The following is a 15,682-nucleotide window of genomic DNA, read 5'->3' on the forward strand; positions in this document are numbered from 1 at the left end:
TCGGTGTGCAGATCAAGTATTCCACATAACGTTGCTTGGTGATCATGCCGGATAACATAACCTATTTGGTTAGGATTGCGAAAGTCCTACTGATGTTACTCATACAGATGATAAAAAGCGTCGTTCACGAAAACCACGAAATCGGTTCCCTCGGCAACTGCTCCTGCATTGCTAAGCCACAAGGATGTGGTGAATGTAGAAAATGCAGGAGCGGTTTTCTGCCGACCTCCTGCGTTCCTGGCAGTCGTACCGATTGCGACACTTCTGACCTCCATGGATGGAGGAAATGCCGGGGACTGCCGGGAGCAGTCTCGGCCCCCATCCATGGCAGTCGTAAAACCTGGAAGGTCTAACCGGCAACGTTCTGATCAGGCGGGACCTATTAATAAATGCCGGATATGACACTGTTGGCAAGAAACCTACGACTGATATTTTTTCGTACTTTTCGTAGACACTGCGTAACATCAGAATTTAAGCTAAATCTATCCATGAATAGCGATTTTTATCGGCAAATGCTAAATTGTACAAAAGCCCGGACGCTGTCGATGTCATGACAAACAACGCCGGCGATTCAACAAACGACATTCATTCCAAAAAATCCAAGTTTTACACGTCAATCTGTATTTCAAGCCTCACTTAAGTACCTGTTTTAATTTTGCCGGCAAATAAAGCTCGATTTAGGCTTTTGAATCCTTGCCGCAAAATACCGAGGATAATATATGGATAACTTTCAACAGCTTAATATAATAATCCTGCTATTGATAGCGGTACTCGCGTTGACGACAATTGCGCGCCGACTTGCCATTCCGTACCCGATTTTGCTGGTCATCGGAGGCTTAGTCTTAAGTTTTATACCCGGCCTGCCCACGATTCGCCTTGACCCTGACCTGATATTCCTGGTTTTCCTGCCGCCGCTGCTATGGGCTGCCGCCTACTTCACATCTTGGCGGGATTTTCGTGCCAACGTTCGCCCGATCACGTTACTGGCGGTCGGACTGGTAATTGCCACAACAGTGGCCGTCGCCAGCGTGGCCCGCGCGGCATTACCGGAACTGGGGTGGACCGGGGCCATTGTTTTAGGAGCCATTGTCTCGCCTCCGGATGCTGTCTCGGCTACCGCGATCATGAAACATCTTCGCATCCCGCGCCGGGCAGTCACGATACTGGAAGGCGAAAGCCTGGTGAACGACGCGACCGCTTTGGTGCTTTATCGGGCGGCGCTTGCAGCGGTGGTCAGCGGAAAATTCGAGTTAAGTCATACCTTCATGGACTTTTTTCTGGTCGCAAGCATGGGCATCGCCGTCGGGATCGTCGTGGGCATTGTGTGCTGCTGGGTTTTAGGCCTGACCGAAGACAGTTTCAGCGAGATCGCGATTACCTTATTGGCGCCTTACATTGCCTGGGTCCTGGCCGAGCAAGCCCACGCCTCTGCCGTATTGGCCTGCGTGACCGGAGGACTCTATATCCGCCAACGCTTCAGCGCAATCGTTGCGCCCATTACCCGCATCCAGGCGCGGGCAGTATGGGATCTCCTGGTCTTCATACTCAACGGCATTATCTTCATCCTGATCGGCCTGCAACTCGATACTCTCCGCGAGGCGGTTCCATCCAGCCGCTTAGCTCAACTGACTATAGACGGCATATTAGTCAGTGCTACAGCCATTGCAGTGCGTCTGGTATGGATTCCTACCGCAGCCTGGGTGCCTCGACTGCTAAATTCTTCGTTACGGGCTCGCGATCCGATGCCGTCCTGGCCGAATCTGTTCATTCTCGGCTGGAGCGGCATGCGCGGCGTGGTTTCCCTTGCGGCAGCCATGGCTCTGCCGTTCGTCACAGCGGACGGTGCTCCTTTTCCGTTTCGAGCGGAAATAATTCTGATCGCGTTCATGGTCATTCTGGTCACTCTGGTGTTTCAAGGTTTATCGCTTCCTTTGCTGATCCGCTTACTGGATTTAGGTGAAGACAAAAGCATTGAATACGAAGTGCGCCAGGCTCGTGAACGTGCTGCAACAGCAGCCCTAAACCTTCTTGATACGATAGTCGATGAAGACTGGCCGGTTCCCGGCCATATCGAACAACTAAGGGTTCACTATGACCAGCGCTTGCAACGTAATGTCGCTACCGAAGCCTCTGATGCGGAATGCACGAAAGAAATCACCGAAGCATTCAGGCGTTTGCGGCACGAAACCCTGACAGCTGAGCGCTTGGCCGTTATTAATCTGCGAAACGAGGACGTGATCAGCGACGAAGTCTTGCATCGTCTTGAGCATGAGCTCGATGTCGAAGCATTACGAATCGGCATCGGCGAGCTGCGAGTCTCACCGGAGCGACAACATACCAAGAAGCCGAAAACATCCTGAAGTTCAAATTCAAACTACTCAGCGTATATTCAATAAAACACGGATTAAACGAATAAACACTGATTTTAAAAGCGTCATCGAACTTGGCTTAGGTTAAAAATCCGTGTCAATCCGTCCTATCTGTGTCATCCGTGTTCCATTTCTTTTTTGCTGCATACTTACCAATACGCACCAACATGACTCATGCTTGCCAGTTCATGGTCGAGTGAATATACTAGCCGCGTATAACTTGCTTCAGGTATTCATGGGCTGTCGTCCCTGGAATTGAAACGGGAAGTTGGTGAGTTTGCTTCACAGAAGCAAATAAAGCCTGCGCTGCCCCCGCAACGGTAAACAAGTAAAAGGTTTGCAATCGCCACTGTGACGTCATGGGAAGGCGCCAACCTTGAAAGCTCAAGACTTTCAACTTGTCAGCCCGGAGACCGGCCTGGAGTAATATTCGTTGTGTGCGCGGAGGGCGCCCGGATGGAAGGCTCTCTCGCGTCCGTCTCGTTTTTCTCCCCATACAGACTATTTCCGCCGCTAAACTACCGGCTTTGCTGTTTCTTTACTCAGGAGAAAACACATGTCATCAACACCCGTTCTGCTCGACAACGATCAAATCCAAGCACGCTCCGACGCATTAAAAGACAGAATATTGCCTGCGATGCTGGCCGCCATGCTGGGTCTGGCGCTGGTCTATGGTGCCGGTTTTGCCGAAACCGCGCAACTCCATAACGCTGCTCACGATGGACGACACTCCGCAAGCTTTCCGTGCCATTAATGATTAATCCGACCGCTTTTAGAGAGCTGGTTATCGCGGCTCTCTGGACAGGCTTGCTGGCGGGTTTGTTACTAACCGCCGTTCAACAAATTCAAGTGATTCCGACCTTGCTTCAAGCTGAGACCTACGAGGAAGCAGCGATTGTTTCCAATATGGAAAACAGCCACGAACACCATGAATGGCAACCTGAAAACGGCTTGGAACGGACCTTTTTTACCGCAGCCGCCAATATCGGCCTGGGCATTGGTTTTGCACTGCTGATCGGTTCGATCATGTGCTTGAAAAGCCGTCCTGCTAACTGGCGTATCGGTTTATTGTGGGGACTGGCCGGCTACCTGACTTTTTTTGTCGCGCCGTCTTTGGGCTTGCCGCCGGAAGTGCCGGGTGCAACAGCCGCTAAACTCGCGGACCGGCAGAATTGGTGGCTGATAACGGTCTTTGATACCGGCTTCGGCTTGTCGCTGCTGGCTTTTGCGCTTACCCGAACCAACAAATTTTTCGGCGCCGTGCTGCTCGTCGCGCCGCATTTAATGGACGCGCCCAAGCCCGAAGTTCCCGGCAGCGCCGCGCCGGTCGAACTGGCGCAATCGTTTATAAACGCCACCGTTTTTGCGAATGCAATCTTCTGGCTGGCTATCGGCGGTTTAATGGGCCGGTTTTACAAAAAGGACTTATGAGAACCCACAACAAGCACGTATTGATGTGTACAGGCCCGCGCTGCTCCGGCAACAATACGGAAGCATTTTTGCAACTGGGCCAAAAAATCGACGCCCGTCCCCGCCTCAAAGTAAAACGCACCCGGTCTCACTGTTTTGCGGTCTGCAAGAATGGCCCTATCCTGGTCGTTTATCCCGAAGGCGTCTGGTATTCCTGCTCCAATGAAGCGGTGTTGGAGCGCATCGTCAGTGAACACTTGGAAAATGACGCCGAAGTCAGCGAGCACATTTTCCACCGTTTAGGCAGCGGCGATGTCTAATATAGCCTTATTGACCCACGCGCCGAACGACTTGACGGTGCTGCAAAACGCGCTCGCACTGGCGCCGGAAGGTTTCCCCGATGTCGCCGGCATCAACCTGCAAACATTGGAAAACGAAGCGCAAATGGCCGAGCTGTTGCAGCACCGGCTCGCATCGGCAGAAATCATTGTATTACGCGTATTGGGCCGGCTCGGCAGCGTACCCGGCTTTAGCGATTTGCTGCGCCATTGCCGCGACCGGCATTTAATCGTCATCAGCGGCACCGGCGAACCCGACCCGGAACTGGCCGCCGCCTCGACCGTTTCGTCGGACGTGTTGCACCAGGTTCAGGCTTATTTCCAGGCCGGCGGCAGCGTTAATATCGCGCAATTGCTGCGCTATTTATCCGATCATTTTTTGCTGACCGGTTTCGGCTTCGAGCCGGCCGTCGAATTGCCGGAGCACGGCATTTACCATCCCGATCTGCCGCAGGATGCCGGCATTGACGACTGGCTGGCATTAACAGATACAACTAAACCCAGCGCCGGCATCGTGTTTTACCGCGCGCATTGGATCAGTGGCAACACCCGCTTTATCGACGCCTTGATCGAACAACTGGAAAAACGCGGCCTGAACGTGCTGCCGGTGTTCACCTCGTCGTTGCGCGCCGGACAAGACGACGACTTGCCGACCGCATTGCGCTTTTTCGACGGCGGCCATATCGACGTGCTGATCAACACCACCGCGTTCGCGATGGGCGAAATAACGTCCGGCGGCGCCACGCCCGCGGGCTGGTCTGTCGGCGTGCTGGAACGGCTGAACGTGCCGGTACTGCAAGCCATCGCCAGCGGCATGATGCGGCAGCAATGGGAGCAATCCACGCGCGGCCTGAATCCGCTGGATGCAGCAATGAACGTGGTATTGCCGGAATTCGACGGCCGTATCGTGACCGTGCCGCTATCGTTCAAAGCCAAAGCGGCTGGTGCCTCGAACGAATTGGTCGGATACCAACCGGTGCCGGATCGCGCCGCGCGCATCGCGCAAGTCGCCGCGCGCTTTGCCCGCTTGAAACACCTGGACAATGCCGACAAGCGCATCGCTTTCGTGTTCACGAACTCCAACAGCAAAGCCTCGCAAATCGGCAACGCGGTCGGCCTGGATGCGCCGGCTTCATTAATGCGCATCCTGCAAGCAATGCAAACGGACGGCTATAACATCAGCGACCTGCCCGACAGCGGCACCGCTTTGATCCACGAACTGGTCGACCGTTGCGCTTACGACAATACCTTTTTGACCAGCGAACAGCTCAACAATGCCGTCGGCCGCGTGCCGGCCGCGCAATACCAAGTCTGGTTCGACGACTTGCCCGCCGACATGCAGCAAAAAATGACCGCGCAATGGGGTCAAGCTCCGGGCGAAGCCTACCTGCACGACGGCCATCTGGCGCTGGCGGGCATCGAACTCGGCAACGCGCTGGTCGTGTTGCAACCGCCGCGCGGCTACGGCATGGACCCGGACGCGATCTACCACCAGCCGGACCTGCCGCCGACGCATCATTATTATGCGCTGTACCGCTGGCTGCGCGATACCTGGCAAGCCGACGCGATCGTTCACGTCGGCAAGCACGGCACGCTGGAATGGCTGCCGGGCAAAGGCGTCGGCTTGTCGGAGAATTGTTTTCCCGACGCGCTGCTGGCTGACCTGCCGCTGTTTTACCCGTTCATCATCAACGATCCCGGCGAAGGCTCGCAGGCCAAGCGCCGCGCCCACGCGACAGTCGTCGATCACCTGACGCCGCCGATGACCACGGCCGACACTTACGGTGCATTGGCGCAACTGACGCAACTGGTCGACGAATACTACCAGGTCGAAGTGCTGGACCCGGCCAAACTGCCGCTGTTGCAGCAGCAGATTTGGGACTTGATCAAGGAAACCAACCTCGATGCCGATTTGCAGGCGCGGCTGTTGCATCATGACCATGATCACGACGATCACCATGACCATCACCACCATCATGAACACATCCACGAACATGGTCACCATCATCATGAACATTGTCATGGACACGATGAACATCATCACGATCATTGCCATGAACTTGATCATGATCACGAGTGTCATCATGACCATCACCACCATGATCATGACGAACACGATCACGACCACCATCACGAGCACGGCGATGACGAACTGCCCGAACCGCTGACTAAAATGGGCGGCGCCGACGTCGCGCATTTGATCGAAGACCTGGACGGCTATCTGTGCGAATTGGGCGCGGCGCAAATTCGCGACGGCCTGCATATCCTCGGCCAAGCCCCGGAAAACGAACAATTGACCGACATGCTGGTGTCGCTGACCCGGCTGCCGAACCAAGACATTCCCGGCTTGCCGGCGTCAATCGCCAAGCTGTTCGGATTGAATCCGGACGAATTGTTGGAACACCAAGGCCGTCGTTTGGCTCAGGCTGTGCCCGAACTCAACCAACTGGCCGGACGTTCGCTCGTAACCCATGCCGACGTGTTGGAAACCATCGAAGCGCTAAGCAAGCAATTATTCGCCGAATTGCTGGCGCACGATTATTCCGAATTAGCCATAGATCAAGCTATTAATAAAGTCCTTAATACCATTACTGATGGTTCCCACGCGGAGCGTGGGAACGATGAAATAGCCCGTGTGCTTAAATACGCCTGTCGCGAACTAGCTCCCAACCTCGCCCGCGCCACCGACGAAATCGACAACCTGCTTCGCGGCCTATCCGGCGGCTACGTCCCGGCCGGCCCCAGCGGTTCGCCGACGCGCGGCATGGCCGGCATTCTGCCGACCGGGCGCAACTTCTATTCGGTCGATCCGCGCAGCGTGCCGTCGCAATCGGCCTGGCGCGTCGGCCGCCAGCTGGCCAACGAAGTGCTGTCGCGTTATGTCCGCGAAACCGGCGCCTACCCCGAAAGCGTCGCAATCAGCATCTGGGGCACCAGCGCGATGCGCACACACGGCGACGACGTCGCGCAAATCCTGGCGCTGCTCGGCGTGCGCCCGGTTTGGCAGCACGAAAACCGCCGCCTGACCGGCGTCGAAATCATCCCGCTGGACGAATTGAAACGCCCGCGCATCGACGTGACGACCCGCATCAGCGGTTTCTTCCGCGACGCGTTCCCGCAACTGATCGATTTGATCGACGATGCGGTCAACGCGGTGATTCAACTGGACGAACCGCTGTCGCAAAATTTCGTCCGCAAGCATTACCTGGCCGAACTGGGCGATTGGATAGGCCAAGGCCTGTCCGAGGACGAAGCCTCGGAGCGCGCCGCGTACCGCATTTTCGGCGCCAAACCCGGCAGTTACGGCGCGGGTATTTTGCCGTTGATCCAGGAAAAAAACTGGCAGGCCGACGCCGACTTCGCCGAAGCTTACGTGAACTGGGGCGGCTATGCCTACGGCCGAGGCCAACAAGGCAACGACCAACGCGACGCATTCCGTACCCGGCTATCCGGCGTCCAGGTCGCGCTGCATAACCAGGACAACCGCGAACACGATATTTTCGACAGCGACGATTACCTGCAATTCCACGGCGGCATGATCGCGACGATCCGCGCCTTGACCGGAACCCAGCCGCGCAAATATTTCGGCGACAGTCACGACCCGGCGCGAGCGCAAGTGCGCGACCTGAAGGAAGAAACCCTGCGCGTGTTCCGCTCGCGCGTGGTCAACCCGAAATGGCTGGACAGCATCCGCCGCCACGGCTACAAAGGCGGCCTGGAGCTGACCGCAACCGTCGATTACCTGTTCGGCTACGACGCGACTGCGCAAATCATGGACGATTGGATGTACGAGCAAGTCGCCGAGACTTACGCAATGGACCCGGACATGCGCAATTTCCTGGAACAAGCCAACCCGTGGGCGCAAAACGCGATTGCCGAGCGTTTATTGGAAGCCGCCAACCGGGGTATGTGGGCCGAGCCAAAACAACAGACGCTGAATGCGTTGCAGGATTTGTACCTGCACAGCGAGACTTTATTGGAGGCGCGCGGCGAGACGTCGCGCAGTACATAATGACTTTTTGTCCACGAAAGGCACGAAAATATCCAAGCAGCTGTCAAGTCTTCATAGACACTAAAATGACATTATCGCTGGAGTGCAGGCTTCGCCTGCTTTGGCAAGCAAAGCTTGCACTCCAAAACACCCTATTGATTTTTTTCGTGCCTTTCGTGGACAAATATTTCTTTTTAAAATGATCCACACCATTTTCCCTTTCTCCGCCATCGTTGAACAAGACCGGCTGAAAACTGCATTGCTGCTGTGCGCAGTCGATCCGTCGCTGGGCGGCGTGCTGATCCGCGGCGACAAAGGCACCGCGAAAAGCACCGCGGCGCGGGCGCTGACCGACATCCTGCCGCCTATCCAGCGCGTTGCCGGCTGCGCCTACAACTGCCTGCCCGGCGCGCCGTATCAACATTGCGAAACCTGCAACCACGAACATGCCGCACCGCAAGCCGACAGCGTGCCTTTCGTCACGTTACCGCTGGGCGCGACCGAAGACCGCGTGATCGGCACGCTGGATTTGGAACAGGCGCTGAAAGGCGGATCGCGCGTGTTCAAGCCGGGCCTGCTGGCTTCGGCGCACCGGGGCATACTGTATATCGACGAAGTCAACCTGCTGCCCGACCACTTGGTCGACGTGCTGCTGGATGCGGCGGCGATGGGCGTCAACGTCGTGCAACGCGAAGGCCTGTCGGTCAGTCACCCTGCCCGCTTCACGCTGATCGGCACGATGAATCTCGAGGAAGGCGATTTGCGCCCGCAACTGCTGGACCGTTTTGGTTTGATGGTCGAAGTAACCGCGCCGCACGACAAAACCCTGCGCGCCGAAGTCGTGCGCCGGCGCATCGCATTCGAAGCCAACCCGGCCGCTTACGCCGCGCAATGGCTGCGCGAGCAGCAGGCGTTGCGCGATCAACTGGCAACCGCGCAGCAATTACTGCCGGGCGTGATGTTGGACGATGCGCTACTCGATTTGATCAGCCATTTATGCTGCGAATTCGAAGTCGCAAGCCTTCGCGCCGACATCGTCATGCATAAAGCCTCGCGCGCGCTGGCGGCGCTGCAAGGCCAAACCGAAGTCACACCTGAGCACGTGCGCGCCGCCGCCGAATTGGTACTACCGCACCGGCGCCGGCGCAAACCGTTCGAACAGCCGGGACTGGATCAAAACCAACTCGATGAATTGATGCAACAAGCCTTGCAGCAGCCGGACGAAACCGAATCCGGCGCCGACAGCGAACAAAACGAAAACGGCGAATCGCAACAAGTCTTCGCCGCCGCGGCCGCCGACGACGCGCGCAAAATAGACGTCGCCGATCCGGTCGGCCGGTTTGCATCCGGCAAGCGCAGCATCACGCAAGACGCGCCGCGCGGCCGTGTCGTCCGCGCCGTGCCGGACCCGAATCCGAGCAGCCTTGCCGTCGATGCAACCCTGCGTAGCGCGGCGCTCAAAGGCCGCGAACCATTCCAGGTCACAAAAGACGACCTGTACCGGCAAGTCCGCGTCGGCAAAACCGCGAACCTGATTTTATTCGTCGTCGATGCGTCCGGCTCGATGGCCGCGCAACGGCGTATGGAAGCGGTCAAAGGCGCGGTATTGTCGCTACTGACCGACGCCTACCAGCAACGCGACCAAGTCGCGGTGATCAGCTTTCGCGGCGAATCCGCGCAACTGCTATTGCCGCCGACCCGTAGCGTCGATATTGCCGAGCAGCATCTGCGCGAACTACCGACCGGCGGCCGCACGCCGCTGCCAAGCGCTTTATCGGTGGCGTTCGAAACGCTGGCAAAAACCGACCTGCCGCCGCTGCTGGTCTTACTCAGCGACGGCAAAGCCAACGTCGCGCTTCAAGACGGCAACGATCCCTGGCAGGAATCGCTACGTTTTGCCGAACTGCTGGCCGAACGCGGCGTACCGAGCTTGGTGCTTGATACCGAAACCGGCTATTTGCGCCTGGGCCGCGCGCGTCAACTGGCGCAGGCTTTGGGAGCCGAATGCCTGGCATTGGAAGAATTGTCGGCGGAAAATCTGGCGTTGACTGTGCGCCAGGCAACTTAAATTTAAAGCGGTAGCGTTGAGTTAGATTGTGTAATACTTGATTTATCTTGCAAATAAGATACTGCTGCGCAAACTAAAAATATTTGGAGATTTTACATGGAAAATAACATTATAGAAGAGCCTGTCTGGATTGATCCTGAAGACGATTTGAGTATTTCATCAGAGGATATAAATTTTACCGAATATGATATTTCAGCATCTCCAAATGACTTTAATATAAAAACATTATTTGATTTTATCGGCTCAGGTATCGTAAAAGTGCCTGGATTTCAGCGCAATTATGTCTGGGATATTAAAAGAGCCTCGAAACTAATTGAATCTATAATTATAGGCATTCCAATTCCTCAAATATTTTTATACGAAGAAGCAAAAAATAAATTTATAGTTATTGATGGTCAACAACGGTATATGACCATCTATTACTTTATGAAAAAAAGATTTCCTAGACATGAAAAGCGCCTTGAACTTCGCATGATCTTTGACCAGAACAAAGGAATTCCTGATTCTATACTAAATAATAATGACTACTTTGTAGACTTTAACCTCAAACTTCCCACTTCTCAACCAGGTCAAATAAATAAACTCAACGGATTAAATTACTTTACCTTAGATGAAGAAGACAAGGTTTCATTTGATTTACGAACCATCAGAAATATCATTATTAAACAAAATGCACCTGATGACGAACACTCTGTCGTATTTGAAATTTTTAATCGTCTTAATTCCGGTGGTGTTAATTTAAAGCCGCAGGAAATAAGAACCAGCCTTTTTCACTCCAAATTCTATGACATGCTTTATAGAATAAATCTTAATCCAGAGTGGAGAAAGTTTACTCCATCTTGTACGCCAGATTTAAACATGAAAGATGTTGAAATACTTCTGAGAGGATTTGCTATGTTGATTGATGGGGAATTTTATAAACCATCAATGACGAAGTTCCTCAATAAATTTTCTCTTAAAGCAAAAAATTTTCCAGACGAAAATATTAATTTTCTCGAATCGCTTTTCATGTCTTTTTTAAACAAAGCAACTACTAATGATGATCGACTTTTCCATAGCAAGACAGGTAGATTTAATATCTCTGTATTTGAATCCATATTTGTTGCTAGCTGCATAAAATCTTTTACAGAAAAAAAAATAGATATAAAAGATATAGATTTTGACAAAGTCGATCTTTTAAAAAACGACACGGGCTTCATTGAAGCAACCCAATCAGATACAGCAAGTGAAAAAAATGTAAAGTTTAGAATCTCCTTGGCAAAAAGTATGCTGGAATAATATGACACCAGTAGAAACATTAAATAAAGAATATGAAACTATCGTCAAGTTTCTGAGAGAACAATCACAACCATCATTGGTCAGCGATGTTGATAGATATTTCAAAAAACTATTCGTTTTGTCTTCTGCTAGTTATTTTGAACATTTAATTCAAGAAATATTGGTTGAATTTATTTCAAAAGAAACAAATAACAACCTAAAAGCAGTTAGTTTTTTCAAGAAAAAAGCTATTGGAATGCAATACCATACTTATTTTAACTGGGGAGAAAAAGGTGATCTTGATAAACCCGGTAAAAATGCTAATACTTTTTTCTCTTTATTCGGAGATGAATTCAAAAAGGAGGTTGAAGCAGAAATTAATACTGATAAAGAACTTGAATTATCAGTTAAAGCCTTCCTTGAAATAGGACATATTAGAAACATATTAATTCATAGTAACTTCGCGGCATATAATCTCGATAATAAAACAGCTAATGAAATCTTTGAACTTTATAAAAAAGGATTTCAATTTATTAATTATCTTAAAACAAAATTTCAGCAAAACACATAGTTACATAATAAAACTCTCAGCCCGGCATTTGGAAAGAAAATTATATAGCACCGGTTCTGTGGAAAAATTATTTAAGGATTTATGACCAAATATTTAGAGATTATCAGAGGGTTGCTATGATTATCTGCATAGGCGCCGGCCCCGGCGATGTCGCTTACCTGACCCAACGCGGCGCGGAGCTGATCCGCAACGCCGACGTCGTGGCCGGGTTCGATGCGGTCGTTAACGTCGTGCAAAGCCTGATTCCCGGAACCGCGCAAGTCGTCACGATGAATTACCGCGACCAAACCGAACGTCTGGCCGAAGTCGCGGCCGCGCACCATGCCGACAAAAACTGCGTCGTCGTGTTCATGGGCGACATTCATTTCAGCGGCTTCCAATACCTGGAACGGGTCGAGCGCGCCTGCGGCCATCCGGTCGAAACCCTGCCCGGCATCTCGTCGGCGCAAATCCTGGCGTCGCGCGCCAAGGTTTGTTTCGATGAAACGACGTTTATTACCCTGCACCGCCGCGGCGACCTGGAACCGTTCAAGCGCCATCTGGTGCATGTGCTGCAAGACTGGCGCAACGCGATCGTAATCCCCTGCCCGTGGGACGAAGCGCGTTCGTTCATGCCGCGCCACATCGCGGCGTATTTGCTGGAACAAGGCATACCGCCGGAACATCCGACCGAAGTTTGGGAAAACCTAACCCGCTCGGAAGCCGAATGGCACGGCACGCTATCCGATTGCGCAAGCCAGGAATTCAGCGACATGAGCATCATGCTGATCCGCACGTTAAGCCCGATGTCCAGTCAGATCGAACCGCCGGGAGCGGCAAGCTGATGCAGAATTACGGCATAGTCATCGCCGGCCACGGCAGCCGCGACGCCGACGGCATACGCGAATTCGAGCAATTGGTCGAACTGGTCAAGCAACGCGCGCCGCAACACTTCGTCAGCCACGGCTACCTGGAATTTGCGACGCCGACCATCGACGAAGCCATTAACCGACAATTGCAGGCCGGCGCGAAACAAATCGTCATGGCGCCCGGCATCCTGCTGGCGGCGACGCACGCGAAAAACGACCTGCCCAGCGAACTGCTAACCGCCGCGCGCGAACATGCCGACACCGATTTTTACTTCGGCGCGCCGCTGGGTTTGCATCCGTTGTTGCTGCAACTGGTCCAGCTGCGCATCGTCGAGGCCGAAGCTACGTCTAGCCAAACCGTGCGTCGCGCCGACACCTGCCTGGTGCTGGTCGGACGCGGCACGACCGACCCCGACGCGAACGGCGAAGTGTCGAAATTCGCGCGCATGATCGAGGAAGGCATGGGCTTTGGCGGCTCTTACGTCTGCTATTCCGGCACCGCCAAACCGCTGATCGCCGACGGCCTGCGCGCGGCGGCAAAACTCGGCTACGCGCGGCTGATCGTGGTGCCGTTTTTCCTGTTCGACGGCATCCTGGTCAAGCGCATTTACGATGCGGCCGATGCGTTGCAGCAACGCGAGCCGGAACTTGAAGTGTTAAAAGCCGGTTACCTCGGCGTGCATCCGAACGTCGCAGATGCGTTGCTGGCCCGTGCGCAGGAAGCCGTCGAAGGCCGGGCGGAGATGAATTGCTCGCTGTGCAAATACCGCGTACAAATCGTCGGCTTCGAACAGCAAGTCGGCGAACCGCAAAAGCCGCATCATTTGCAGGTGCGCGGCGGAAGCGAAAAAACTGTCGAGGCCGAAGCCGAATTCGCGCCTTACGTGCCGCACCCGATAGAAGCCGAAAGTTTCCGCATCATCGCCGCCGGCCGCGACTGGTCGGCGTTCCCGAAAGAACACCTGACCGTGCTGCAACGCCTGGTGCATACCAGCGGCGATTTTAATGCGGTCGACGATATTTATTTTTCGCCCGGCGCGGTCGAAACCGGCATCCGCGCGCTGATGCGCTGCAAACGTGTGGTCACCGACGTGACCATGGTGCAAACCGGCCTGAAACGGCAACTGCTGGAACAGTTGGGCGTCGAAACCTGGTGCGGCGTGCACGACCGCGAAACGGTGCTGATGGCGCAAACGCAAAACATCACCCGTTCCGCCGCCGGCATCCGCCGCGCGTTCGAAAAATTCGGCAACGACATCGTGCTGGCGATAGGCGACGCGCCGACCGCGATTATCGAAGCGGTGCGCTTGATTCGCGAACACGGCTGGCGGCCGCAATTGGTGGTCGGCTTACCGGTCGGTTTTGTCGGCACTTGCGAGTCCAAAGCCGAACTGAAACGCTGCCTGCAAGTGCCGCGCATCACCAACAGCGGCACGCGCGGCGGCTCGCCGTGGGCTGCTACCGTCGTTAACGGCTTGATGATCGATGCGGTCAACCGGCTTGCGGAATATGGTTCGGACGGCGTTTGAAGAATCTTGTTCTGCTGGCTCCCAAGCCAAATAAGGTACGCACTGCGTACCCTACGGAAATTGCCCGAACAGCATGAACCCAAGCAGGCTTAAAGAATTCGACCTTAGCATTCCGGCGCCGAACGGCTTGCGGCGCGGCCGCACGACCGGCAGTTGCGCGACGGCGGCGGTTAAAGCCGCGCTGTATTTGTTGCTGTACGGCGAGCGCCGAGCCCAGGTGCAAATCGTGCTGCCGGACGGCGAGCATTACCTGACTGTGCCGATTCAGCATTGCTACAAAATGGATGAGCAAACAGCCCGAGCCGAAGTGCTTAAAGACGGCGGCGACGATCCGGACAACACGCACGGCGCGACGATTTTCGCCGAAGTGCGCAAAAACGGCCAAGGCCGGCTGCGCTTTTTCTCCGGCGAAGGCGTCGGCACCGCGACCCAACCGGGCCTGCGCGTACCGGTAGGCGAGCCGGCAATTAATCCAACGCCGCGCGCGATGATGCGGTTGGCGGTGCTGGACGTAACGGATAACGACGAAGGCTACGACCTGATCATCGGGTGTATCGGCGGCGAAACGATTGCAAAAAAAACGTTCAATCCGAAGTTGGGCATAGTCGGCGGCATTTCGATACTGGGCACGTCCGGCATCGTCGAGCCGCTGTCGCAGGCGTCGTGGATTGCGTCGATCGAAGTGTATATCCGCGTCGCGCTGGGCGATGACACCGATTGCATCGCGCTATTGCCGGGCAAGATCGGCCGTGTTTATGCTAAAGAAACGCTGGAGCTGCCGGAACATCGCTCTGTGCAAATCGCCAATTTTCTCGGCGATGCGCTGGACTTTACCCAACAGGCGTTGGCAGAACAGCAACGCGAGCTGGACGTATTATGGCTATTGGGCCATCCGGGCAAATTGGCAAAAGTGCTGGACGGCGTATGGGATACGCACTCGGGCAAAAGCGGCATGGCAATGGATGCTGTCGCTCGGGTCGCGGCAGAGCTTGATTTCGATAACAGTATGGTGCGGGCGCTGGAACAAGCAAATACCGTCGAAGCGGCAACGGAGATATTGAAGAATCAGCCGAACGGCCGCGCTTTATGGACGAATATTGAACAGCGCATTGCCGAACTTGCTCAAGCGCGAGTCCCTAATGCGCGAAAGGTTAAAGTGCGGTTGTTTAACTTGCAAGGGGATGGCTTGGGAGCGGCGTGAAAATCAGCGCGGTTTTTAGACCTTCCAGGTTTTAAAAACCTGGAAGGTCTGACTTGACGGACTGTCAACTAAGTAGCAATGCCAAATACTATTTCAAGAT

General features: G+C 54.3%; 11 protein-coding genes and 1 riboswitch. All 11 genes read left to right on the plus strand.

The window, feature by feature from the left end; translation table 11 throughout:
* Positions 1 to 719: 719 nt before the first annotated feature.
* Positions 720 to 2,360 carry a Na+/H+ antiporter gene (locus EKO24_RS02910; RefSeq protein ID WP_127030743.1) on the plus strand — a complete coding sequence of 547 codons (1,641 nt, stop codon included), beginning with the start codon at positions 720 to 722 and terminating at the stop codon, positions 2,358 to 2,360.
* A 219-nt stretch (positions 2,361 to 2,579) separates the two neighbouring features.
* Positions 2,580 to 2,805, plus strand: a riboswitch (cobalamin riboswitch).
* Between the two features lie 120 nt (positions 2,806 to 2,925).
* Complete coding sequence (locus tag EKO24_RS02915) at positions 2,926 to 3,123, plus strand: CbtB domain-containing protein (protein ID WP_127030742.1); 198 nt, start codon at positions 2,926 to 2,928, stop codon at positions 3,121 to 3,123.
* Entirely contained in the window at positions 3,123 to 3,800 is a 678-nt protein-coding gene (locus EKO24_RS02920; RefSeq protein ID WP_127030741.1) for a CbtA family protein, read from the plus strand. The genes EKO24_RS02915 and EKO24_RS02920 overlap by 1 nt, the downstream gene beginning before the upstream one ends.
* Positions 3,797 to 4,099 carry a (2Fe-2S) ferredoxin domain-containing protein gene (locus EKO24_RS02925; RefSeq protein WP_127030740.1) on the plus strand — a complete coding sequence of 101 codons (303 nt, stop codon included), beginning with the start codon at positions 3,797 to 3,799 and terminating at the stop codon, positions 4,097 to 4,099. The genes EKO24_RS02920 and EKO24_RS02925 overlap by 4 nt, the downstream gene beginning before the upstream one ends.
* Positions 4,092 to 8,129 carry a cobaltochelatase subunit CobN gene (locus EKO24_RS02930; RefSeq protein WP_143733151.1) on the plus strand — a complete coding sequence of 1,346 codons (4,038 nt, stop codon included), beginning with the start codon at positions 4,092 to 4,094 and terminating at the stop codon, positions 8,127 to 8,129. Before EKO24_RS02925 ends, EKO24_RS02930 begins: the two co-directional genes overlap by 8 nt.
* Positions 8,130 to 8,307: 178 nt before the next feature.
* The gene (locus tag EKO24_RS02935; protein ID WP_127030425.1) at positions 8,308 to 10,176 is read left to right on the plus strand and encodes a putative cobaltochelatase; all 1,869 of its coding nucleotides are present in this window, start codon (positions 8,308 to 8,310) and stop codon (positions 10,174 to 10,176) included.
* Positions 10,177 to 10,272: 96 nt separating this feature from the next.
* Positions 10,273 to 11,454: a DUF262 domain-containing protein gene (locus EKO24_RS02940; RefSeq protein WP_127030424.1), complete on the plus strand. Its 1,182-nt coding sequence runs from the start codon at positions 10,273 to 10,275 to the stop codon at positions 11,452 to 11,454.
* Between the two features lies 1 nt (position 11,455).
* Entirely contained in the window at positions 11,456 to 12,004 is a 549-nt protein-coding gene (locus tag EKO24_RS02945) for a HEPN domain-containing protein (RefSeq protein ID WP_127030423.1), read from the plus strand.
* Positions 12,005 to 12,120: 116 nt separating this feature from the next.
* Positions 12,121 to 12,828, plus strand: coding sequence for a cobalt-precorrin-7 (C(5))-methyltransferase (locus tag EKO24_RS02950; RefSeq protein ID WP_127030422.1), 708 nt, complete (start codon positions 12,121 to 12,123; stop codon positions 12,826 to 12,828).
* Entirely contained in the window at positions 12,828 to 14,381 is a 1,554-nt protein-coding gene (locus EKO24_RS02955; protein ID WP_127030421.1) for a precorrin-8X methylmutase, read from the plus strand. The genes EKO24_RS02950 and EKO24_RS02955 overlap by 1 nt, the downstream gene beginning before the upstream one ends.
* 73 nt (positions 14,382 to 14,454) lie before the next feature.
* Positions 14,455 to 15,582: a cobalt-precorrin-5B (C(1))-methyltransferase CbiD gene (cbiD, locus tag EKO24_RS02960; protein WP_127030420.1), complete on the plus strand. Its 1,128-nt coding sequence runs from the start codon at positions 14,455 to 14,457 to the stop codon at positions 15,580 to 15,582.
* Positions 15,583 to 15,682: the final 100 nt, after the last annotated feature.

Source organism: Candidatus Methylobacter oryzae, from assembly GCF_003994235.2.
GTDB classification, from domain to species: Bacteria; Pseudomonadota; Gammaproteobacteria; order Methylococcales; family Methylomonadaceae; genus Methylobacter_A; species Methylobacter_A oryzae.

Coding starts and splice junctions, on each gene's coding strand:
- EKO24_RS02910 (WP_127030743.1), top strand. CDS start 720: ATGGATAACTTTCAACAGCTTAATATAATAATCCTGCTATTGATAGCG.
- EKO24_RS02915 (WP_127030742.1), top strand. CDS start 2,926: ATGTCATCAACACCCGTTCTGCTCGACAACGATCAAATCCAAGCACGC.
- EKO24_RS02920 (WP_127030741.1), top strand. CDS start 3,123: ATGATTAATCCGACCGCTTTTAGAGAGCTGGTTATCGCGGCTCTCTGG.
- EKO24_RS02925 (WP_127030740.1), top strand. CDS start 3,797: ATGAGAACCCACAACAAGCACGTATTGATGTGTACAGGCCCGCGCTGC.
- EKO24_RS02930 (WP_143733151.1), top strand. CDS start 4,092: ATGTCTAATATAGCCTTATTGACCCACGCGCCGAACGACTTGACGGTG.
- EKO24_RS02935 (WP_127030425.1), top strand. CDS start 8,308: ATGATCCACACCATTTTCCCTTTCTCCGCCATCGTTGAACAAGACCGG.
- EKO24_RS02940 (WP_127030424.1), top strand. CDS start 10,273: ATGGAAAATAACATTATAGAAGAGCCTGTCTGGATTGATCCTGAAGAC.
- EKO24_RS02945 (WP_127030423.1), top strand. CDS start 11,456: ATGACACCAGTAGAAACATTAAATAAAGAATATGAAACTATCGTCAAG.
- EKO24_RS02950 (WP_127030422.1), top strand. CDS start 12,121: ATGATTATCTGCATAGGCGCCGGCCCCGGCGATGTCGCTTACCTGACC.
- EKO24_RS02955 (WP_127030421.1), top strand. CDS start 12,828: ATGCAGAATTACGGCATAGTCATCGCCGGCCACGGCAGCCGCGACGCC.
- cbiD (WP_127030420.1), top strand. CDS start 14,455: ATGAACCCAAGCAGGCTTAAAGAATTCGACCTTAGCATTCCGGCGCCG.